This window comes from Paenibacillus sp. Y951, assembly GCF_056786395.1.
The window spans coordinates 155,615-177,428 of the sequence record NZ_JBXCIY010000004.1; the positions used below are offsets into that span (position 1 = coordinate 155,615).

The 21,814-nt window shown below is 37.5% G+C and carries 20 protein-coding genes; 15 read left to right on the forward strand and 5 right to left on the reverse strand.

Going from position 1 to position 21,814, the window contains the following annotated elements; genetic code table 11:
* Positions 1 to 47: 47 nt before the first annotated feature.
* Positions 48 to 1,130, reverse strand: a complete 1,083-nt coding sequence (locus AC1TPB_RS07535) for a peptidoglycan-binding domain-containing protein (RefSeq protein ID WP_482075916.1) — start codon at positions 1,128 to 1,130, stop codon at positions 48 to 50.
* A gap of 296 nt (positions 1,131 to 1,426) precedes the next feature.
* Between AC1TPB_RS07535 and AC1TPB_RS07540 the strand changes: the two genes are divergently transcribed.
* From AC1TPB_RS07540 to AC1TPB_RS07555, 4 genes are all read left to right on the forward strand, one after another.
* Positions 1,427 to 2,692 (forward strand): saccharopine dehydrogenase NADP-binding domain-containing protein, encoded by a 1,266-nt coding sequence (locus tag AC1TPB_RS07540; RefSeq protein WP_482075917.1) that lies wholly within the window; start codon positions 1,427 to 1,429, stop codon positions 2,690 to 2,692.
* A gap of 273 nt (positions 2,693 to 2,965) precedes the next feature.
* A complete protein-coding gene (locus AC1TPB_RS07545) occupies positions 2,966 to 3,565 on the forward strand; it encodes an SET domain-containing protein (RefSeq protein WP_482075918.1) in 600 nt (199 codons plus the stop codon).
* A gap of 299 nt (positions 3,566 to 3,864) precedes the next feature.
* Positions 3,865 to 5,280, forward strand: a complete 1,416-nt coding sequence (locus AC1TPB_RS07550; protein ID WP_482075919.1) for an alanine/glycine:cation symporter family protein — start codon at positions 3,865 to 3,867, stop codon at positions 5,278 to 5,280.
* Positions 5,281 to 5,490: 210 nt separating this feature from the next.
* Positions 5,491 to 6,273 (forward strand): class I SAM-dependent methyltransferase, encoded by a 783-nt coding sequence (locus tag AC1TPB_RS07555; protein WP_482075920.1) that lies wholly within the window; start codon positions 5,491 to 5,493, stop codon positions 6,271 to 6,273.
* Between the two features lie 159 nt (positions 6,274 to 6,432).
* On the opposite strand, the gene AC1TPB_RS07560 is transcribed toward AC1TPB_RS07555, so the two are convergent.
* Positions 6,433 to 6,990 (reverse strand): dihydrofolate reductase family protein, encoded by a 558-nt coding sequence (locus AC1TPB_RS07560; RefSeq protein WP_482075921.1) that lies wholly within the window; start codon positions 6,988 to 6,990, stop codon positions 6,433 to 6,435.
* A 134-nt stretch (positions 6,991 to 7,124) separates the two neighbouring features.
* On the opposite strand from AC1TPB_RS07560, the gene AC1TPB_RS07565 reads away from it, so the two are divergent.
* The 6 genes from AC1TPB_RS07565 (at position 7,125) to AC1TPB_RS07590 (ending at position 11,836) form a co-directional block, all read left to right on the forward strand.
* On the forward strand, positions 7,125 to 8,006 hold the full coding sequence (locus AC1TPB_RS07565) for a helix-turn-helix transcriptional regulator (RefSeq protein WP_482075922.1): 882 nt from the start codon (positions 7,125 to 7,127) through the stop codon (positions 8,004 to 8,006).
* Between the two features lie 177 nt (positions 8,007 to 8,183).
* A complete protein-coding gene (locus AC1TPB_RS07570) occupies positions 8,184 to 9,188 on the forward strand; it encodes a sigma-70 family RNA polymerase sigma factor (protein ID WP_482075923.1) in 1,005 nt (334 codons plus the stop codon).
* A gap of 297 nt (positions 9,189 to 9,485) precedes the next feature.
* Complete coding sequence (locus AC1TPB_RS07575) at positions 9,486 to 9,755, forward strand: CD3324 family protein (protein ID WP_482075924.1); 270 nt, start codon at positions 9,486 to 9,488, stop codon at positions 9,753 to 9,755.
* A 153-nt stretch (positions 9,756 to 9,908) separates the two neighbouring features.
* Positions 9,909 to 10,472 (forward strand): adenylyl-sulfate kinase, encoded by a 564-nt coding sequence (cysC, locus tag AC1TPB_RS07580; RefSeq protein ID WP_482076077.1) that lies wholly within the window; start codon positions 9,909 to 9,911, stop codon positions 10,470 to 10,472.
* Between the two features lie 17 nt (positions 10,473 to 10,489).
* Positions 10,490 to 11,077 carry a GNAT family N-acetyltransferase gene (locus AC1TPB_RS07585; protein ID WP_482075925.1) on the forward strand — a complete coding sequence of 196 codons (588 nt, stop codon included), beginning with the start codon at positions 10,490 to 10,492 and terminating at the stop codon, positions 11,075 to 11,077.
* A 36-nt stretch (positions 11,078 to 11,113) separates the two neighbouring features.
* The gene (locus AC1TPB_RS07590; protein ID WP_482075926.1) at positions 11,114 to 11,836 is read left to right on the forward strand and encodes a Stf0 family sulfotransferase; all 723 of its coding nucleotides are present in this window, start codon (positions 11,114 to 11,116) and stop codon (positions 11,834 to 11,836) included.
* A 187-nt stretch (positions 11,837 to 12,023) separates the two neighbouring features.
* Here the strand turns inward: AC1TPB_RS07590 and AC1TPB_RS07595 are convergent, their stop codons facing one another.
* Positions 12,024 to 13,439: a glycoside hydrolase family 18 protein gene (locus AC1TPB_RS07595; RefSeq protein WP_482075927.1), complete on the reverse strand. Its 1,416-nt coding sequence runs from the start codon at positions 13,437 to 13,439 to the stop codon at positions 12,024 to 12,026.
* Between the two features lie 182 nt (positions 13,440 to 13,621).
* Between AC1TPB_RS07595 and AC1TPB_RS07600 the strand changes: the two genes are divergently transcribed.
* Positions 13,622 to 14,632, forward strand: coding sequence for an RluA family pseudouridine synthase (locus AC1TPB_RS07600; RefSeq protein ID WP_482075928.1), 1,011 nt, complete (start codon positions 13,622 to 13,624; stop codon positions 14,630 to 14,632).
* Between the two features lie 21 nt (positions 14,633 to 14,653).
* On the opposite strand, the gene AC1TPB_RS07605 is transcribed toward AC1TPB_RS07600, so the two are convergent.
* Positions 14,654 to 15,553 carry a LysR family transcriptional regulator gene (locus AC1TPB_RS07605; protein WP_482063816.1) on the reverse strand — a complete coding sequence of 300 codons (900 nt, stop codon included), beginning with the start codon at positions 15,551 to 15,553 and terminating at the stop codon, positions 14,654 to 14,656.
* A gap of 133 nt (positions 15,554 to 15,686) precedes the next feature.
* Between AC1TPB_RS07605 and AC1TPB_RS07610 the strand changes: the two genes are divergently transcribed.
* Positions 15,687 to 16,877 carry a coenzyme F420-0:L-glutamate ligase gene (locus AC1TPB_RS07610; protein WP_482063815.1) on the forward strand — a complete coding sequence of 397 codons (1,191 nt, stop codon included), beginning with the start codon at positions 15,687 to 15,689 and terminating at the stop codon, positions 16,875 to 16,877.
* 386 nt (positions 16,878 to 17,263) lie between these two features.
* Positions 17,264 to 17,764 (forward strand): Crp/Fnr family transcriptional regulator, encoded by a 501-nt coding sequence (locus AC1TPB_RS07615; RefSeq protein ID WP_482063976.1) that lies wholly within the window; start codon positions 17,264 to 17,266, stop codon positions 17,762 to 17,764.
* A 32-nt stretch (positions 17,765 to 17,796) separates the two neighbouring features.
* Here AC1TPB_RS07615 and hmpA read toward each other — a convergent pair whose 3' ends face one another.
* The gene (gene hmpA, locus AC1TPB_RS07620) at positions 17,797 to 19,050 is read right to left on the reverse strand and encodes an NO-inducible flavohemoprotein (protein WP_482075929.1); all 1,254 of its coding nucleotides are present in this window, start codon (positions 19,048 to 19,050) and stop codon (positions 17,797 to 17,799) included.
* A gap of 434 nt (positions 19,051 to 19,484) precedes the next feature.
* On the opposite strand from hmpA, the gene AC1TPB_RS07625 reads away from it, so the two are divergent.
* Together AC1TPB_RS07625 and AC1TPB_RS07630 are read left to right on the forward strand one after the other, a co-directional pair.
* Positions 19,485 to 19,970 carry a DUF4358 domain-containing protein gene (locus AC1TPB_RS07625; protein WP_482075930.1) on the forward strand — a complete coding sequence of 162 codons (486 nt, stop codon included), beginning with the start codon at positions 19,485 to 19,487 and terminating at the stop codon, positions 19,968 to 19,970.
* A 188-nt stretch (positions 19,971 to 20,158) separates the two neighbouring features.
* Positions 20,159 to 21,709, forward strand: a complete 1,551-nt coding sequence (locus AC1TPB_RS07630) for a tetratricopeptide repeat protein (RefSeq protein ID WP_482075931.1) — start codon at positions 20,159 to 20,161, stop codon at positions 21,707 to 21,709.
* Positions 21,710 to 21,814 lie beyond the last annotated feature (105 nt).

A 21,814-nucleotide genomic window follows, 5' to 3' on the forward strand; every position in this document is an offset into this window, starting at 1 on the left:
AGACAAGAGCCTTTCCGCAGGGAAAGGCTCTCACGTGAGTTATAATTTTATTCTTGGACTTTGAATTTTGATGGAGAACTGTTCGGTGCGTTAGAGTTACCTTGTCCTTGACCGGAATTGTTGCCATTACCAGCACCGTTGCCAGTACCTTGTCCTTGACCGGCACTGTTACCAGCGCCATTGCCTTGTCCTTGACCAGCGCCTTTACCGTTGCCAGTACCTTGTCCTTGACCAGCGCCTTTACCGTTGCCAGTACCTTGTCCTTGACCAGCGCCTTTACCGTTACCAGTACCTTGTCCTTGACCAGCGTCTTTACCGTTACCAGTACCTTGTCCTTGACCAGCGCCTTTACCGTTGCCGGTACCTTGTTCGTTACCAGTACCTTTACCGTTGCCAATACCTTGCTCTTGACCAGCACCTTGTCCGTTACCAGTACCTTTGCCGTTGCCAGTACCTTGTCCGTTACCAGTACCTTGTCCGTTACCAGTACCTTGTCCGTTACCAGTACCTTGTCCGTTACCAGTGCCTTGTCCGTTACCAGTACCTTGTCCGTTACCAGTGCCTTGTCCGTTACCAGCACCGTTACCAGTGCCTTGTCCGTTACCAGTACCTTGTCCGTTACCAGTGCCTTGTCCGTTACCAGCACCTTGTCCGTTACCAGTACCTTGTCCGTTGCCAGTACCTTGTCCGTTACCAGCACCTTGTCCGTTACCAGTACCTTGTCCGTTGCCAGCGCCTTTTCCACCACCAGCGCCTTGCCCATTCCCAGTACCTTTAGATGTAGGGAATTTCAAAGTTGAATAAGAGTATGTGATTGATTGGAATGTGAGATTATCAACCGCACCCGTAACAGGTAGACCATGTTGTTTCTGATAGTATTTAACACCGCGAGCAGTGACCCTATCGAACTTGCCGTTAATTTTGCCTTCATAGCTACCAAGAGATTTTAACATCCCTTGAATGACGTATACATCGGGTCCTTGAGCACCCTTACCAACAGCTAATGCTACGTTGGACATCGACAGCACGAGCATTAAGGCTAGTGCAAAAACTCCGATATACTTTCCTAAAGCCTTTTTCGTTATCGTTCTTGTTTTGAAAGAACTAAAAATTGAATCCCATTTCTTCAACTAATACACCATCCTTAAGAGTAAGTATTTTCTTCAACAGAGTTACTTTTCCCAAAAAAGAGATTTTTATTGATCATTTTACAAAGATTTTATAAAAAGAGAAGATAGTTTACCTATATCGACATCATGTTATTGACCCGTGTATGGTTAAGACCAATTACTTATATGAATTATGGTGTGGTTCAGCGTGGTGTAAGTTAGTTTTTTAATTAACAATTGATATTAGTTGTTTTACACAAGCAATCTCCTTCAAAAACTCATACACTGTTTTATTTACAAGAAAAGGAGGTCTTGCTATGGAACAAATAAACCAATATACAATCACTATTCTTGGAAGTATGGGTGGTGTTGCTAAGTCAATCCTATCCATTCTTAATCAATCTGTTACCGATAACAATGATCCAATTCATCATGTTATTACAAAATCAAAGCTTTTTTTAATAGATATCAATCAAAAAGAATTGGATTATTATAATCAATTATTTCCGAATTTAAGTGATAAATTGACCCTCTTACAATTTGATCTTAATGATAAAGCCAAATTTACTGAACATCTAAAATCAACAAGCACAAAATTAGTTATTGATGTATCATGGGCCGATACCATTGAAATGATTGAATGTTGTAATGAACTTGGTGTTTCTTATATCAACTCGGCATTAGAGAATACTGCAGTTGATGAAGATGAAAGCTTATATGGTTTTCCACTTACTGAACGATATAATCGATTTGAAGATAAGAAAGAAATATTTACAAACACAAGAGCAATTATTGGTTCAGGTATGAACCCTGGAGTAGTTCAATGGATGGCAATTAAGCTCTTGAAAGAAAATTCAAGTAATCCTCCGCTAGCTTGTTATATTATTGAGCATGACAGTTCCTTTTATAAAGACAAAAATCTTATACAACCTAAAACTATTTATACTACCTGGTCCGTAGAATGTTTTTTGGATGAAGCAATTTTAAGCTACCCAATGTTTGTCCGACATCATCTACCTCATTACTTATATGAAGATGTCTATGCTATCGAATTTAAGGTCAAGTTAGGAAGTAAAGAATTTTATGGATGTCTTATGCCTCATGAAGAAGTACTAACATTAGGTGAACTATATGATATGGAAATGGGATTTATCTATCGAGTCAATGAATATACAACAGAATTAATTCGAAATAATCTAAGTAATGTAGATGACCTTTGGAATTGGAATCAAAAGATAATTGATCCCACTGATGGAGAGGTAGAAGGAGAGGACCTTGTTGGTGTTCTTTTGGTATACGATGATAAGGAAATTTATATGTATAACTCAATGAAAAGTAGTGATATATTTCAACAATATAAAACTAGTGCAACATACTTCCAAGTTGCTTGTGGATTATATGCGGGAACTGCGAGTTTAATCTTAGACAATATTCCTTTAGGTGTATATTATGTGGATGAATTATTAATTAATACGCAAAGTAACTATGGGAAATATTTAACTTATTATATGCGAGATTTTATCTATGGTCAGAATAGCAGTTCGGATGGATTATTACATCAAAGAATGAAGAGAATTGAATAATAGTTCTCTAAGCAAGGGATATTTGATTTTATACCCATCAGAAAGAAATGAAACATGTAGAACAGTAGCTGTTCTACATGTTTCTATATTTAAAGAAAGTAAATAAGAATCTAAAGAAAATAAATAAGACCTTCTTCTCTATAATAAAAAAACCTTTTTAAAAGTGATCCTTTAAGTCTATTGTAGCAATTGTTCAATGGAAATAATTCATCACCCACTCATGAAGTGTAACATATCATTTAAATGGGGATTACTTCTAAGGAGGAATAACAAATGATGCACCCAGATACAGAAATTCGATTTGTAAGTGAGGAAATAGGCGTTGGTGTGTTTGCAACAAGATTAATTCTTAAAGGAACCATTGTCTGGATTAAAGATGAATTAGATATGACTCTAACAGAGGAGTATATTGAAAGTCTTGATAATTTGCAAAAAGAGAATATATATAAATACAGCTATTTAGAAACTGACGGCATATATGTTCTTCATTGGGATCATGCAAAATATATGAATCATAGCTTCAATCCAAATTGTGTAGATACAGCTTATGATTTTCAATTGGCTGCGAGAGACATTCAACCTGGGGAGCAATTAACATGTGATTATGGAGTTATGGGTGATGATGAAGAGTTTGAATGTATACCTGAAGAAGGAACATCAAGAACAAAAGTAACTGCAAATGATTATTTAATATATTATGTAGAATGGGATGAGATGGCAAGAACAACGTTTGAGTATTTCAATGCGGTAGAGCAACCGCTAAAATATTTAATTAGGGAGCAATATATTGATAAAGTAAATGCGGTAGCTAATGGAAATGAACCACTAGATTCCATTCTCACGTTATTTATTGATAACGAAGACGAAAAATAAATATGATACGGTTCACCGAACAGTAAAGTTTACTACAGTCCGTATACAACCTACTTTATATATAAGGGATAAGAATTTAGAGGAGATGGATAACCGAAAGGTTATTCATTTTTTGTTTTATTCATAACTGTGGCTATAGTACATACTTGTTAACTCAGAATTAGTATCAATTATTTCAAATATCTACAAATTAATGTTTTTATTTGGTTGTTGAAATAAGGACGGATTTATTTGAGAATAATAAGTTGGAGAATGTTTAGCAACTGGGTTTCGACAGCTTGCAAGAGAGGCGGATATAAATGCAACAAATGTTAGATAATATAATTATCGCCACAAATGATTTTCTATGGTCATATATTTTGATCATTCTACTTGTCGGTTGTGGACTTTATTTCACAATTAGATCGAGATTCGTACAGTTTGGTATGTTCAAGGAAATGTTTGTCGTTCTGAAAGGCTCTAATGAAAGGTCACCTGATAGCATTTCATCATTCCAAGCATTTTGTATTAGTATGGCGGCAAGAGTAGGAACAGGTAATATAACGGGCATTGCCATTGCTATTGCAATTGGTGGACCCGGGGCTGTATTTTGGATGTGGGTTATAGCGATTATTGGTGCAGCATCTAGCTTTGTCGAGAGTACATTAGCTCAAGTATACAAAATCAAGGATAAAACGGGGTTTCGTGGTGGTCCTGCCTATTATATGGAGCAGGGATTAAACAAACGTTGGATGGGAGCAATATTTGCAGTACTTATTACATTGTCTTTCGGCCTTGTATTTAACGCTGTACAGTCCAATACGATCAGCGTTGCTTTTGAAAATTCTTTCGGCACTAATCGTGTCGTTGTCGGCTTAGTGATGGCTGCAGCATTTGGCATCATTATTTTTGGTGGTATTAAACGTATTGCAAGAATGTCAGAATATATTGTTGTCGTTATGGCTGTCATCTATATCGGTGCGGCATTTTGTATCGTTCTTATTAACATCGAAAAAATGCCAGAAGTTATTACGCTTATTGTGAAAAGTGCTTTTGGGTTTGAACAAGCGGTGGGTGGAACTTTTGGTGCGGTTATTTTACAAGGTGTGAAACGTGGGTTATTCTCCAATGAAGCAGGGATGGGTAGTGCACCGAATGCGGCTGCAACAGCAACAACAAGTCACCCCGTTAAGCAAGGACTTATGCAAGCACTTGGCGTACTTGTGGATACCTTACTAGTATGTTCTAGTACTGCTTTTATTATATTACTGTCTGATGCGTACAAGCAGCCTGGGCTGGACGGTATACTGCTTACACAAGCTGCTTTAAGCGAGCATATAGGGTCTTGGGCATCTGGAGCATTGGCTATTATGGTTTTCTTATTCGCATTCAGTACGCTAATCGGAAATTACTATTATGGTGAAACAAACATTGAATTTCTTAACTCGAAGAAGTCAGTAGTGAGGATCTATCGCTATAGTGTGTTAGCGATGGTAGTGTTTGGTTCCGTTGCTCAGGTACAATTGGTATGGAATTTGGCCGACTTGTTCATGGGTTTAATGGTCATTGTGAATTTGATCGCGATTATTCTGTTATCTAAAGTAGCTTTTGCAGCTTTGCATGATTACAAACAGCAGAAACGAGCGGGTAAAGATCCTGTTTTCTATAAAGATAGCATTAAAGGCGTGGAAAACGTTGAATGCTGGGATAACTCGCCAGAAGTGAAGAGTAAGTAGTAGAAAGTCCATTGTTGCGGGGGAATCTAAGCCCCATAACAATGGACTTTTTAATTTAGGCTCTATTATACGTCATTGTTGTTTTTGCTCATTGAGCTAACAGGCAGGATGGTTGAAAATAACGTTGGTTCATATGTAATTTTATAGTATAATAAACATGCAGTATTTTGAAACGTAGTTTCACTTAATGAAACTACAAGGAGGATTTAAATGCCTATTAACTTCCACGAAGACAGAAACAGAATGACCTATACAACAAGAGATGCTGATGAATCTTGGATTTCTCTAATTGAAAAAAATGTTGATGTTATTGGTAGTAAAGTTGTTGATATCGGTTGCGGCGGAGGCATTTACACAAAAACCTTTTTATGTATGGGTGCATCACAAGTTACGGGCGTAGACTTTTCTGAAGAAATGTTAAAAGGTACTTCACAGAACTGTATGGATTGCAATAACGTTACGTTCGTGCAAGGAGATGCTTATGATACGAAGCTTCCTGAGTGTGAATACGATACAATTTTAGAGAGAGCTTTAATTCACCATCTAGTTGACTTGAATAGGTGTTTTAAGGAAGCAAATCGCATTTTGAAGAACAACGGTATTTTAATAGTTCAAGATAGGACATCTAAGGATTGCTTAATGCAAGGAAACGAAAGCCACCTTAGAGGTTATTTTTTTGAGAAGTATCCTAAATTAGTTGATAAAGAAATTAATCGCCGACATGAATCTATTAACGTTCGAAATGCACTCGAATCTAATGGATTTAGACTGATTAGTGAAAATCAGATATGGGAAACTAGACGTAAATACAATGATGTTGAATCATTACTCCAAGACCTTCAAGAAAGAACAGGTCGTTCAATTTTGCACGAGTTAACAGATAATGAACTTAATGAACTAGTATTGTATATTGAAAGTAAAATTGATGGAACACAACTTCCGATAATTGAAAAAGACTCTTGGACGGTGTGGTTTGCTGTAAAAATAAGTTAAGCTAACGGAGAATGTTAACTGAATAAACCGCCCTACGTGGGGGCGGTTTTCTTAAGGTTGAAAATCAACATTAAGATTTAACATAGCCTTTAATTAAAGTGAAGGAGATAGCGTCTGTACTAGACAGGCGTCATCTTCTAAATATTATTAATTTCCATTCTAATGATAGATTATTTGAACAACGCCAGATGAGAACGTTCTTGTACTAACCACTTTTAAGTTCAATCTCTGTTTTATATCAATAAACAACGATTTTCCTTCCCCCAAAACAACAGGGTGAATTGATAATCTAAATTCATCAACAAGCCCTAAGTTTATAAAAGTTGTAATGAGACTTGCTCCGCCATATAGCCAGATGTCTTTACCAGGCTTTATCTTCAATTTATTTACTTCTTCAACAATATTTTCGTTTATAAATATGGCTTGTTTATCAGTTTCTTTTTGTGTTCTGGAAAACACATATTTCTTTTTACTATGAACCAATCTCCAAATCTCTTTTCCGGCATCAGATTCTTCATTTTCCGGGATATATTGTCCCCATAAATCGTAACTTTTTCTACCATATAAAATAGTATCAATTTGATTCAAAAAATTAGTGAACCCCATATCAGGGTCCATAATGCACCAATCAACATCCCCATTTTTCCCTTCAATAAAACCATCTAAAGTAACCGCTAAATCTAAAATAACCATTCTCTGTGTTACGTTATGTGACATAATTCATCCTCCCTTTATCATTTGTTCTATATCTGTTCATATTCATTCGCTCCTTTGTATCGCTTATGATACATTATAACTATGACAAATTATGACGTAATTAGGTGATGAACTTGAATAATAGAATTTTAACCATGATGAGGTTATTAGATTCACGAAAAAAATTTACTGCCCGTGAGCTTGCGGATCGGTTTAATGTCTCGATCCGTACCATTCAGCGTGATCTAGATCATTTACAGCAAATGGGCTTTCCGCTCTATGCAGAAGTTGGTGCGAATGGTGGTTATCGCGTACTACCGAACAGAATTTTGCCACCTCTTCAGCTTACAAAGCATGAGGCGTTAGGGCTGTTTATGATGATTGAGTATTTGGAGAACGTGTCGGACTTTCCATATGGTTCTATTCGTACCCAATTAGCGGATCAATATTTTACAAGCTTACCCCAAGAAGTACAGGACGAGATCGTACGAATGAGGCAGCATATAGCCTTTGTTCAACATCATGGGGTGCAGTTGGAACCTTTAACCACTTTTATATTAAATGCTGCAGTGGACAAGTGTGAACTTGAGTTCAGTTATGCCGCCCGAAGTGGCACAAAGCAGGTACAAGCTTATCCCCTAGGAGTCTACTACGAGCATGGGTATTGGTATATGCCTGCCCAAAAAGGGGATAAGGTGTTGCTGTATCGGGTTGATCGGATGGGGCAATTGGAAACCCATCAACATATTGATGAATCGGTTCCGACGCTGAATGATTGGCTTAATTCGAAGGATGGTCGGCAAAGTGTCGAAGTCATTGTGCAATTTACTGACTTTGGAGCAAGACTGGCACAATCAGATAAGTTATTCGAATCCACTCTGCATAACCAATATTGTGGTCAGATTCTACCAGAGGAATTTCCATTCGTAGCAAGAAGGCTACTTGCGTATGGACCAGATGCCAATGTTATTAGTCCGCCACAATTGAGAGATTTAGTAATTGAGCAGCTTGAAAGTAGTTTAAAGCAATATGATTAAAGTTGATGAAATGTAGACTGCTTTGCATATACAATTCGTTTGAATCACATATAAGTCAAAGATTCTAATCGAGTAGATTCCGTATTCTCAGCGCAATAGTAAAAAAATTCTACATGAGGACGGTTTCTCATCTGTTCTTCCGTCTAATGTATTGAGATTGATATGAGGAGGATGAAAGTGGCTGGTATCGATGCAGAGCTGATAGATAGGGTGCGCAATGGTGATACTGATGCATTCAGTGAACTTATTAGCAAATATGCTAATGCCGTTTACGGGGTAGCCTACGGAAAATTGGGTAATTTCCACGCAGCAGAAGATATTGCGCAAGAAGTGTTTCTAAAGACCTATAGGAGATTATCGAACGTAAAGGAACCTGAAAAACTTGGTAGTTGGTTATATGCGGTGACTACGAGAGAGTGCTTGGATTGGTTTAGATCGAGCAAAAGTAAGGTCGTGTATGAATTGGTGGATCAACTAGATACTCCGCAACTAGAAACTACTGAAGATAAACTGCTAAGGAAAGAACTTCAAAGTGAGGTTTGGGATGCTCTTAATACGCTATCAGAAGCAAATCGTACTGTCACGATTCTTTACTACATTGATGATTATAAGATTAGGGAAATTAGTGATTTCCTTAGTATATCAGTCGAGGCAGTAGAGAGCAGACTCCGCAGATCAAGAAAGTTATTAAAAAAGGAGATGTTACGTATGGTCAACGAAAATCTCAACGAGAACAAATTGAATGAACAGTTTAAGAAGAAGGTATTTGAAGATGAACGAATGACAGAAACTCAATTTCGTCGCATTACTATGGGAGAAAGTGATTTTGATGACATCGATATGTACAAAACAAGATTTTACAATATTAATCTAGAGGGGGCTAAATTCAATAATGTCAATATGAGTAAGACATATTTCAATGATATCAACATGCATCTTGCTAAGTTCGAAGAAGTTGGACTTTGGGATATTGAAATTGGTAAATGTGCGATGGGTGGCGCTTATTTCCACGATATTGCTTTGGAAGGAAAAAGCAATAGATTTGAAAACGTAGAATTAACCGGGACTACTTTCCGCAACTGTAATCTTTCAAACGTAGATATTAAAGATTGTGACATTACAGGACTGACAATCAATGGGGTATCCATCGAAGCTCTGCTCGAGAGCTATAACAATAAATAAACACTTGCTGTAATGAACAGATTGATTAAATATTAAGTCTTGAATTAATTGGGAATAGATTATATATTATTACATGTATTGGTTAAATTATCAATTATCCGAAGGAGGATCCTATTATGTATGTGAATAAAGATGTTTCAGAGAACACGCTCTATGCAAAGTCTACACTATAAACAACGGCGGTTGTTTGTATAGAGCGAATCATGTTAGTACCGCCTTAAGCCTTTGATGGCCAAATATGTTTATAATGTGACTTTGCTACCTTAAAATTCTTATCATTTAAGGGGTAGAGTAATTATGAAATATATTAATGCAGACATTGTCTTACCAGAAGAATTATTAAAGGAAGTTCAAAAATATATTAATGGTGGCATGATTTATATACCTAAACCTAAAGGAATACGAACAGGTTGGGGTGTGAATTCAGGACACAGAACATATATAACACAAAGAAATGATCAAATTCGTGAAAGTTTCTTACAAGGTGCCAACATACATGAACTTTCTAATCAATATTTTCTTTCTTGCGAGAGCATTAAGAAAATAGTGTATAAGAAGACGATATAGTTTTTATAGAAGACACATTAGATTAATTTCTGATGTGTCTTTTTGTGTAAAGAATAGGTAAGAGTTGTTTCTTACATATTTATCTAGTGCTCCTCTAGCTATAATGGCATTAACAGCACTGAATATTGTCCTTAGCAAGAGGAGGGAAACACTATCCAAAGAAACATGATAGAAAACATGAATGCACATAAAGGTGGAGTTATTTGGTTTACTGGTTTGCCTGGCTCGGGCAAAACTACATTGGCTAATAATGTTCAGCATGAATTACTTAATTCCAATATACGATGCGCGATTATCGATGGTGATGTTATAAGACATCGACTTAACCGTGATCTTGGATTTTCAGAAGAAGATCGCATGGAAAACCTTCGTCGTGCTGCTGAAGTAACGCGTATGTTCATAGAAGCTGGAATATTCGTGTTAGCTCCATTTATTACGCCAAATGAAGCATGCAGAGCAATGATCAGACAACACTTTCAGCCCGAAGATTATACGGAATTATATGTGAAGTGTTCATTAGATACTTGTATAGATCGAGATCCGAAGGGAATGTACGCCCTCGCTCTGGCAGACAAACTTCCTAATTTTACAGGAATATCGGCTTCATACGACCCACCAATTGCCCCACATCTTACATTAGATACGCAGAAGTTGGAATTACAACAATGTGTAGACAAATTAACAGAGTATATACAGTCTATAGTAAAAACTAATTAATCTTACTGGAGGATATTGTGCTAAATATAGATTACAGTAATTATTTTTGGCAGGATGATCAAGTTAGATTGCGTGCAATACAGTTAGAGGATTGGGAAAGTTGTTATATGTCTGATTTTGATACTCCTGCACGTCGTTTTCTAGAATGTGCAATTGAATTACCGCCCACAATTTCTGGAGCGAAAAAATTCACTGAGGAAAATGCTAATTTTTCTTCAACGAATGGACGAATCATGTTTACGATTGAAAATTTGAATGGAGATAGTATCGGCGGTATTAATTTAAACAGTATAGATCAAAGAAACGGTACGTTTAGTATAGGTATAGTTATCGATAAACAGCACCGTAGCAAGAGTTATGGTACTCGAGCTATGAATATACTATTAAGATATGCTTTTCTTGAACGAAGATTAAATAAATTCAATGATTATGTACTTGAAGGAAACGAAGGTTCTGCAAAAATGATGAAGAAACTAGGCTGCGTTGAAGAAGGAGTACGTCGACAGGTAGTTTATATGAATGGACAATATTTAGACTTTATACTGTTTGGATTAACTAAAAAAGAATTTATAGAGAAGAAAAACAAGATAGAAATTAATATATGAATTATGAAGTAAGTAACATAAAGAGGAGAGAGTTCTATGAAACCAACATTAAGCTATACAATATGGTTTTCGCAACGTACAGGAAGCACTTTACTTAATCATGCGCTCACATCCACTGGAGTAGCGGGAAATCCTACGGAATGGATTACATCCCGAGATCCAAATACGATAACCAAAGAAGATATTGAGTCAATTTGGAAAGATGGCTCAACTTCCAATGGCGTATTCGGAATGAAGACATGTTTATCATCGGAGTGGATTTCTGGACTTAGAAAGCTTTATGAACTACCTGAAACAGCTACGCAGGCTGAAGTATGGCGTACAGCTTTCCCTAACAGCAACAAGCATATATGGATGACTCGCAGAAACAAAATAAGATTAGCGGTTTCCTGGTGGCGCGCAATCGTATCTGGCGAATGGCATAGACAATATGGTGAGAAGCCACAAGAGCATGATATTGCAGATCAATATAACTTCGATGCAATTAATCATTTACTTGCGGAAGCTACTTTTCGTGAGGCGGCTATGGAACAATTTTTCAGCGAAGAAGGAATTGTACCACTGACGATTGTATACGAGGATTTTATTCAAGAGTACGCAGGAACGGCCATGAGCGTATTAGAGTATCTTGATATTCTAACAGACAACGTTGTGGTAGCGCCGCCGTCACTAGATAAACTAGCGGATGATGTTGCTGAAGAGTGGGTTCAAAGATTCAGGAAAGAACGTCAGCAAGGCTGGGGAAATATTGGTTGGTAACTAGAAGGCTACGGCTTCTGCACAAATAAAAAGGCTACTGTTAGTGAGTAATTACAAATGGCTAGCAACTATAATCTGAAACAGCTCTTAGCTCGGTTGCCGAGCTAAGAGCTATTTTTAATGCCAGAGAACGTTTGATGAGCATACGTTTGATGACCTAACGTTTCATAATATATCTTAATTGTTCCTATGGCATTAATTTCTTAATCGTAAAATTATCATTCAGCAGTACCCAGTTTTGCGGATATGGAAAACCAAGTGCCCAATAACTGACGCCGCGAAGATTATATTGTTTGACCATATCAAACTTAGCTTGCGCGCTTCGAGCATCTTCAAACCATACCTCATGACTAATTCCTTGTTCATTCACATAGCGGAAATAAGGAGATTGCGTCGTCACATTATACTGAATGGGAGCTCCATATTGAACGGCCCTTCGAATAGCTTCCTGGGGGCTAAAGGTCTCTGCTTCTTGACCTTGAACATGTGGAACAACCCAATCTCTAGCATAGATTTGGAACCCCAAAAATATATTTTCAGCAGGGATTACAGTTAGCGCATATTCAACAACTTTTCGCATTTGGTTAATCGGCGATATTGCTTGTGGAGGTCCTTTGCGATATCCCCATTCATACGTCATGAGAATAACAAAATCAGCAATTCTTCCATGTTCCTCGTAATCATGAGCTTCATATAGAACCCCGGCTTGATGTTCACTCGTTTTCGGTGCAAGGGCAGTCGATACTAGATATCCTCGGGGATGAAGACGGTCTACAGCTAATTGTAGAAATAGATTGTAGTTCTCACGATCTTCGGGCAATACATTTTCAAAATCTACATTGAGAACGGTATAACCTCTTTCTTCCATCACTTGAAGTACGTTAGTAATAAGTACTTCGCGTAGCTCGGGACTAGACAATACAATATGAGACAAATTGGAACCAGCTTCTGTTGAGGTAAAGTTAGTAATTGACAGCATCGGTGTAATATTGTGGGCTATTGCTGCTTCAACCATTTGTTGATCGTCAAACGGTTCTAATGATCCGTCTTCTTTAATCATGTAAGCAAACGGACTGAAATAAGTAAGGAGTTGACCGATATTATTAAGTGTATCTACAGCGGCTTCATTCGATTGATAAGTGTATGCATTGACTTCAATCTCAGGTTTTTTTCTAGGAATAATTAAATGCATTCCAATAGTAATGTTGTTCGGATTTTCAATATGATTTTCATTCATAATGGCTTGAGTAGATATACCGTATCGGTTGGAGATTGCCATTAGTGTCTCGCCAGGTTGTATAACATGTATGATTGGTGGAATTATGATCGACATACCTGGTTCAAGTAAGTTAGGATTTGCGATTTGATTCGTTTGTACGATAGCTTCAACAGTAACACCGTATTGATGCGCAATAGACCATAAACTTTCTCCTGCCCTCACCCTGTGTGAGGTGTACGGTGAAGGTATTACTAACGATTGTCCAATTAGCAATTGATTGGGATTGGGTAGTTGGTTCAACTGATTAATAGCATTTGCAGTCGTATAATAATCGTTAGCAATCTTCCAAAGTGACTCACCTGCATTGACAACATGTATAAGCAATAGGATTTCCCCCTAAAATATTTACTGATACATCTTATGTACCAATGATTAAAATGTGTATTCGTCTAGGGGGATTATTAGCGAAATTACTATCTACTATGAATATGAATTCTCTAACGGTTATAATGGATAATATCATCGATGCCAAAATTTCGATATAACTGAGGAGACCATAACTATTTATGAAAAATAATAAGCCATCCCATCGTCAGAATAAAGATAAGAAAATTGCACCTAGATCTTCAAATCGACAAAATGGACCTGAGAAAAGCAACAAAAATCCATCTAGTCGCCATGTAAGTACATTAAGAAATGCGACTCCACCCAAACAATTTACCGTGACTGAAGAAACAGAGTTACTTGTATTTTTGCTGGAAAAGTTAGTAGGTCAAGGACGTAATTCAATAAAATCTGTATTAGCTCGTGGACAAGTTTCTGTAGATGATCGTGTAGAGAAGCTCTACAACTATCCACTTAAAGCTGGACAAATAGTCGCGGTTAGCAAAGAAAGAATAACGGCTGCACCAAAATTGATCGGTCTTCGTATAGTGCATGAAGACGATGATCTTATCGTTGTGAATAAAGACGCTGGTTTGCTTTCCGTAGCTTCTGAGCAAGAAGGTGAACTAACGGCATATCGTCAATTAACTGCTCATGTTCGTGTAACTACACCAGAGAGCAGAATTTTCGTGCTTCATCGTCTTGATCGAGATACATCAGGAGTTATGATGTTTGCTAAGAGTGAACAAGTTCAGAAGAAGATGCAGACAGCATGGACAGATGTTATGAAAGAAAGAACGTATGTTGCTTTAGTTGAAGGGTTCGTTAAGAAATCACAAGGAACGATCTCTTCATATTTGAAAGAAACGTCAACATTGAAAATGTATTCTAGTCAACATGTAGGTGATGGTTTACATGCTGTTACTCACTATAAGGTGCTGAAAGCAAATCGTGACTTCTCCTTGCTAGAAGTGAATCTTGAGACTGGACGAAAAAATCAGATCCGTGTGCATATGCTGGATCTAGGGCATCCTATTGTCGGTGACAAAAAGTATGGTGCTAAGTTGAAATCAATCGGTCGACTTGGACTTCATGCACGTGTACTTGCCTTCGAGCATCCTACAACTGGAAAAATTATGAGGTTTGAAACGCCGATACCGAAACAATTTTCGAACCAATTCAAAGAAGAGTAATATGTTCTTCATTGTTTAGTGTCAATTTTCAACAAGGTGATCTGGATCAATGATCTCGATGAATTTTTTCGTGGCACGTGATACAGGGAATGTTTTTGCATAACAAATTCCTATATTACGTTTTGGGATGCTATCGATAAGTTTTATTTCGTGTAAAATCCCATTGTGCAAATAATGCTCCGAAAACTCTTTCGTAACACAAGCAATGCCCAGATTAATTTTCGCAAACTCTAACAATAAATCATGAGAACCTAACTCAAAGTCAGGTGAAATAAGATGTCCCTGTTCCTTCAGATATTGTTCAACATATTTACGTGAGTTTGAGTTTTTTTCGAGAAAAATTAATGGCATATGCATGAGATCATCTAGGCTAATCGGTTGCGATGTTAAATGCTTATATTTTTCACCACATACAAAAATATCATGTACTTCTTGGCAAGGGATGAAGTGGAATTTAGCATCTTGAATCGGTAAGTTGCAAATGCCTACATCGGCTTTGCCTTCTTTAATAAATTCACAAATTTCGGTTGTCGTCCCATTAATAATTTTTAGTTTAATTCCTGGGTATTTGGTGTAGAACTCTTCTAAGTAAGGCAATAAATAATAACGAGAGATCGTATCTCCTACACCAATATGCAATGCTCCTGTTATTAAATTTTTGGCTTCCATCATTTTTTCTTCGGCTGTATTTAAGATGTTCATCGCGGAATTGACATGTTCGTATAACAGTATTCCTTCTGTTGTTAACGTTACGCCCTTCGGTGTGCGATAAAACAAGGTGATGTCTAACTCTTTTTCGAGCTTGAGAATCGCTTGGCTAACAGCAGATTGTGTTAGATATAATTCTTGGGCAGCTTTTGAAATGCTTTTATTAAGTGCAACTTCTTTAAATATTCGGTATAAATCTAATTTGCCAATCATATTAGTACCCCTTATATCAGATATTATAGATATTAATTTTACTTATACCACGTTAAAGAGGTATAGTAAATCTATACTAATGTATAATGATGACTAGCATAGATATAATTAGTCCGTTAAAGGAGAAATTACATTGCAAAGAGTAGTTGGAACAGTCGTTAGAGGTTTACGTGGACCGATCATTAATAATGGTGACAATATTGAACAAATCGTAGTTGATACCGTGTTGAACGCTTCTAAAGTAGAAGGTTTTTCTATTGAGGATCGTGATATTGTTACGATAACGGAATCAATTGTTGCTCGTGCACAAGGAAACTATGCAACAATTGACGCGATTGCTGCTGATGTTAGTGCAAAGTTTGGAGAAGATACCGTAGGTGTTATTTTCCCAATTCTTAGTCGTAACCGTTTTGCTAACTGCTTGAGCGGAATTGCAAAAGGAGTACAAAAAGTAGTATTAATGTTAAGTTATCCAGCTGATGAGGTTGGTAACCATCTTGTGGATCTAGACGAGCTTGATGAAAAAGGCATTAATCCATGGACTGACGTATTAACGGAAACTGAATTCCGTCAACATTTCGGATACAAAAAACATACATTTACTGGCGTTGACTATATAGATTACTACAAATCATTGATTGAAGCAGAAGGCGCATCATGTGAAGTGATCTTCTCCAACAATCCAAAAACCATTTTAGACTATACAAAAAGTGTATTAACTTGCGATATCCATACAAGATTCCGTACGAAACGTATCTTGAATGCGAATGGAGCGGAGAAAGTATACGGTCTTGATAATATATTGTCTCAATCGATTAACGGAAGTGGATTTAACGAAGCATACGGTCTGTTGGGCTCGAATAAAGCAACAGAGGATAGTGTGAAATTATTCCCGAATAACTGTCAGCCGATTGTAGATGGTATTCAAGCAAAGATTTTAGAACAAACGGGTAAACTAATTGAAGTTATGGTTTATGGCGATGGTGCGTTCAAAGATCCAGTAGGGAAAATATGGGAGCTTGCTGATCCAGTAGTTTCCCCAGCTTATACCATTGGTCTTGATGGAACACCAAACGAAATTAAACTGAAATATTTGGCAGATAATAATTTCTCGCATTTGCGTGGAGAAGAGCTGAATACAGCTATTTCTGACTATATTACGAACAAGAATGACAACCTAGTAGGCGCAATGGAAGCTCAAGGGACAACACCACGTAAATTAACGGATCTTATTGGTTCATTATCTGATCTAACGTCAGGTAGTGGCGATAAAGGAACGCCAATGGTGTACATTCAAGGATACTTCGATAATTATACCAAATAAGTTTATCTGAACAATTGTCCAATCTGATTGGGTGGATGCAGAGTGAAAGAAGACCTTCACGTCGTCAGAACATGATGACAGGAAGGTCTTTGTTCATCGTACAGATCATCTACAAAACTGTAAAAAAATGTTGACTAAATGAGTGGAAATGACTAGTATAAAGCATGTAGTTATTTCCTAGTGGTTTACTTAGAATTAAACATAGAAGGTACTTTCACTGCAATGATGTATAAAAGTATGACGATAAGTTCATACATCGTATTTTTGTATTGGCATTCCTTACATGAAACAGGCCTTGAGGTTGTCATCTCAGGCCTGTTTATTATATATTTAACTCATTGAACGGCGTTCTAATAACAGATTTCTATGAAAAGGAGAGGATCGTCATCCATTTACATAAAGGAGAAATATTATTTCATCAAGGTGAATCGGGACCGCTATATCATCTTAAAAGCGGGCTACTGAAAATCGTTCGCGTTCATGAGAATGGTAACTTCGTGCTCGTCAATATTGTTGTGGCAGGCGAAGTTATTCCCCATCATTCACTCGTTTCGCCGAATATTTATCACGGCACGGCAATAGCACTTATTCCTTGTGAAATTGAGCTTCTGCCTGCGAAGGAATGGTACGCTACACTAACGAATAACCCCGAGAAATGTATGGAAATCGCGATGTTATTACAAAGCAAGCTGCGGATGATGCAGCAACGCATCGATCAATTAACTCAAGTAACTCCTGCTGATAAGCTCAGTAAGCTACAGGAATGGTTTGAAGCCTATATTGCTCCCGCAGCATTAACTGATATTTTAACACAGGATGAAATTGGACAATTAATTGGTCTTCGTCGTGAAACGGTCAACCGATTACTACGAGCCCAATCGCAATAGTGAATATTATCGTACAAATTCAACACTACCTCTTATAGCTGTGCAGCAGCAGGCACAGACTCTTTTGCTTCCTCTAAGTCACCTGCAGGACCGAAGAATTCGAAATGAATCGATGAGCTTGGCACACCGAGCGTTTGTAGAGCTTTATTTATTGCTTTCATAAATGGCAATGGTCCGCAGAAATAGAAGATCGCCTCTGTAGAAGGAATAACGGATTGCAACCACTCCACATCAATATAACCTGCCTTATCAAATGCTTTCGTTGCACGATCAGCATCTGTCGGCTGCTCATAACAGAAATATGATGAGATATTAGAGTTTTGAGCTGCTAATTGTTTGACATCATTACCCATTGCATGTAATGCACCGTTCAATGCAGCGTGAATAAATGTCACTTGGCGTGATGGCTGTGATGTTGCTATTGTATTCAGCATACTAATCATCGGCGTTAAGCCAACACCGCCGCTAAGCAACACAACTGGACGTTCATTACTGCTCTCTAGAATAAAGTCCCCCGCTGGTGCTGATAATGACAATATATCACCCTCTTGAATATGTTCATGCAAGTAGCAAGAAACTATTCCGGCAGCAATATGATCGCGTGAATCTTCTCGTTTTACCGAAATTCTATAATATGGTTTATTCGCAGAGTCAGATAGACTGTATTGACGAATATGTGTATTGTTTTCTCCTGGTATTGCAGCCTTAATACTTACATATTGTCCAGGCTGGAAGCTTGCGATAGCTGCTCCGTCCTCTGGCACGAGATAGAATGAAGTAATGACATCACTCTCTTGAACTTTCCGATCTACCTTGAAGGCACGGAAGCCTTCCCAGCCCCCTGCTTGCTGCTCCGCTTGCGCATACATTTCCTTTTCTACACTAATGAACACATCTGCAATAAGACCATAAGCTTCTGCCCATGCATCTAATATTTCAACTGTTGCTGCATCACCAAGCACTTCTTTAATAGCGGCAAGTAGATTTTCTCCGACAATTGGATATTGCTCAGGTTTAATGCCGAGGCTTCTATGTTTATGTGCAATTTGCTTCACAACGGGTAGTATGTTCTCTAGTTGATCAATATGAACTGCAGCCGCATAGACCGCATTAGCTAATGCTTTTTGTTGTTTTCCTTGCTTCTGATTAACATGATTGAACACATTAAGAAGTTCTGGATGGTTAGTAAATAATCTTTCATAAAAACGTTTTGTAATTTCAGTACCATACGTTTCAAGCACGGGAACCGTCGATTTGATTATTTTAATTGTATTTTCACTTAACATATCCAAGCTCCTTTATATTTAGACTTTAGTGATGCTCTATAACAAGTATAAGCAACAGGATGAAGCTGCATTGTGATTTGAATCACAGCAAAAAATAACGATCTGTGACGAATGGCTTCGTATGTAACAAATTTGTGTCCATGCAAAATAACCCTCATCTCCGCGAACGAGATAAAGGTTATCTTTAGAGGGGATAATCGATAGAAATAGTCCGGCAAAAAGCGGTCCCTATTCCGTTCAATATTACAATTCTGTCTGCATAACAACCATACCAACAGAAAGTGTAAATATATCCATATACGATTTTCTGTAACATTAATAGATTATTTACGTCTAGTAATTATAAGTGCAGAAAAAGTTTATGCTTTCGAAGCTACTTTTTGTTTATAAGTAAGTTCATCAGGAAGCTACAAAAAGTTGAAGGAGTGCAGAAAATGAATAAAAAAATGATGTTAATTATGTTAGTTGCGATAGTAAGTATCGTTGTAACAGCTTGTTCAGGGGGAAAGTCAGCTACAGTAGAACCTAAGCTGACTGCGAAAGAAATGGCAGATCAAATGTTTCAGGAAGTTGAACAACCACAACTAATGGAATTGTCTGCTGAAGAAGTGAAAGCATTATACAATGTAGATGCCGATAAGCTTGAAGATTATGCGATCAGAGTACCAATGATGAATGTAAAGACCAATGAAATTGCTATTTTGAAAGTAAAAGATACAAAAGATATTGCTGAAATCGAAGCAGCTTTGAAAGCAAGAGCCGAAGCAATACAAAAGCAATTTGAAACGTATCTTCCCGACCAATATGAAAATGCGAAAAACTATAAACTTGTTACAAGAGGTAACTATGTAATTATGGTTATTTCCGATAAAGCGGACGAGCTTATGAATATATATGAAGGTTTCTTTGCAGAAAAATAAATGTCCTAGTCTGACATAAAGAAGATCGTTTGCAAAAGTTGAAGCTAATACAGCATCAGCTAGCGCAAGCGGTTTTTTTTATTGCAATCGTATTAATGATTGTGTGTAAAAAAGGCTATAATTATAGTAAAGTAAATGAATGTAGATTGCATGTAATAAATAACTGGTAGAGAGCAGGAAATCGTGGAATGACAGATAAACAGCAGCAGCGTTACCGTTTTAGTGAAGCGCCAATATGGGGGCTTAACCGCAGTTACTATGAAGAAGAAGGGCTTAAAGCTTGGAATAATGACCAAGTTCCTCAATATATAACGAGCAATCCGATGATTGCAACCACTTATGCCGAGATGATCTTTGGCTTACTTCAGGATCAGGCGAATAAAGGAAACAATACTGAGCCTGTTATGATCGTAGAATTAGGTGCCGGAGCTGGTCGTCTTGCTTATCATGTACTAGTAGAGTTATGTAAGTTGAGAGACTATGCGGCAATTCCATTACCGCCATTCTGTTATATTATGACGGATTTGGCGATGAACAATGTTATCGCATGGAAGGAACATCCTGCGCTGCAAGATTTCATTGCGGAAGGTATTGTTGACTTCGCAAAATTTGATGCGGTTAATGATACTGAACTGCATCTTGTTGCTTCTAATCGTACGATTAGTAGCGGAGAACTGCAGCAGCCATTAATTATTGTTGCTAATTACTTCTTTGACGGTATTCCACAAGAACTTCTATATGTTGGCGATGGTCATATTTACGAAGCAGATGTGTTTGTTGATTATCCAGAGCAGGCGGATTCACTTAAACCATCAGAAGTATTAGATCAACTATCTTTACGTTATGAGTATCGTCTTGCACCAGAGTATGAACAAGAAGACTTCCCATATCGCAATGTCATTGCCACATATCAGGAGCAACTAGAAGATTCTCATATCCTATGGCCTTCATCTGGTTTGAAGTGTATAGAACGTCTGAATCAGCTAACTCAGTCTGGATTTGTATTGATAACCGCAGACAAAGGAGATCATCTATTAGATAGCTTTAAGTTTGCAGAACCGCCAGAGTTGGTTCTCCATGGAGCATTTTCATTTACAGCTAATTACCATGCCTTTGTACAAGCTTATGAAGAAAGTGGAGCGATGGTGTTATTCCCTCCACATCATTATAAAAATCTAAATGTTGGTTGTATTATGCATGTGAACGAGCCAATGAGCTATACGAATACAAGATTAGCGTATCGCAGATTCGTTGAACGTTTTGGCCCAGAAGAATTTTTCAGCTTGAAAGAATGGGTAGACGCCCGTATTGATACGATGGGCATACAGCAAATTTTAAGTTTTTGGCGCTTGGGTGGATATGATGCAGAATTTTTTATCCAAAGTGCTAGGCAGATTTCTAGTTTATTGCCAGACGCTAACGATGAAGAATTAGCTGATCTTGCAAGTGGGATACAAATCATGTGGTCTTCGTACTATGTGATGGAACAACGTTATGACTTAGCACTCGATGCGGGATTAATACTATTTGAGATGGACATGTACGAACAGTCCAAATACTTCTTGGAGATATCGGTTCATTCAGATGAAGCAGAGATTGTCTCCACCGTATATTATGGGTTAGCTGTTTGTTGCTTCGAAATGGAATTAATTGAAGAAGGTTTGGAGTATACGAAAAAATTACTTGAGCTTGAGCCTGATCATGAAGATGCAATGGCGATCATTAAGAGTTTTGAGTAAATGAGATTAGATCGTTTTTTTTTGACGTATACCGTTAATGCGATAACGATATAAATGCTTTTATGCTGCATAGAGTTATAAATAAAATAGAATGCTGTTCAACGA

Bases quoted from the DNA above. Each gene is read 5' to 3' on its own strand.
- AC1TPB_RS07590 (WP_482075926.1), top strand. From the start codon at position 11,114: ATGAAACCAACATTAAGCTATACAATATGGTTTTCGCAACGTACAGGA.
- AC1TPB_RS07575 (WP_482075924.1), top strand. From the start codon at position 9,486: ATGAAATATATTAATGCAGACATTGTCTTACCAGAAGAATTATTAAAG.
- AC1TPB_RS07625 (WP_482075930.1), top strand. From the start codon at position 19,485: ATGAATAAAAAAATGATGTTAATTATGTTAGTTGCGATAGTAAGTATC.
- AC1TPB_RS07550 (WP_482075919.1), top strand. From the start codon at position 3,865: ATGCAACAAATGTTAGATAATATAATTATCGCCACAAATGATTTTCTA.
- hmpA (WP_482075929.1), bottom strand. From the start codon at position 19,050: ATGTTAAGTGAAAATACAATTAAAATAATCAAATCGACGGTTCCCGTG.
- AC1TPB_RS07565 (WP_482075922.1), top strand. From the start codon at position 7,125: ATGATGAGGTTATTAGATTCACGAAAAAAATTTACTGCCCGTGAGCTT.
- AC1TPB_RS07540 (WP_482075917.1), top strand. From the start codon at position 1,427: ATGGAACAAATAAACCAATATACAATCACTATTCTTGGAAGTATGGGT.
- AC1TPB_RS07605 (WP_482063816.1), bottom strand. From the start codon at position 15,553: ATGATTGGCAAATTAGATTTATACCGAATATTTAAAGAAGTTGCACTT.
- AC1TPB_RS07545 (WP_482075918.1), top strand. From the start codon at position 2,966: ATGATGCACCCAGATACAGAAATTCGATTTGTAAGTGAGGAAATAGGC.
- AC1TPB_RS07560 (WP_482075921.1), bottom strand. From the start codon at position 6,990: ATGTCACATAACGTAACACAGAGAATGGTTATTTTAGATTTAGCGGTT.
- AC1TPB_RS07555 (WP_482075920.1), top strand. From the start codon at position 5,491: ATGCCTATTAACTTCCACGAAGACAGAAACAGAATGACCTATACAACA.
- AC1TPB_RS07600 (WP_482075928.1), top strand. From the start codon at position 13,622: ATGAAAAATAATAAGCCATCCCATCGTCAGAATAAAGATAAGAAAATT.
- AC1TPB_RS07630 (WP_482075931.1), top strand. From the start codon at position 20,159: ATGACAGATAAACAGCAGCAGCGTTACCGTTTTAGTGAAGCGCCAATA.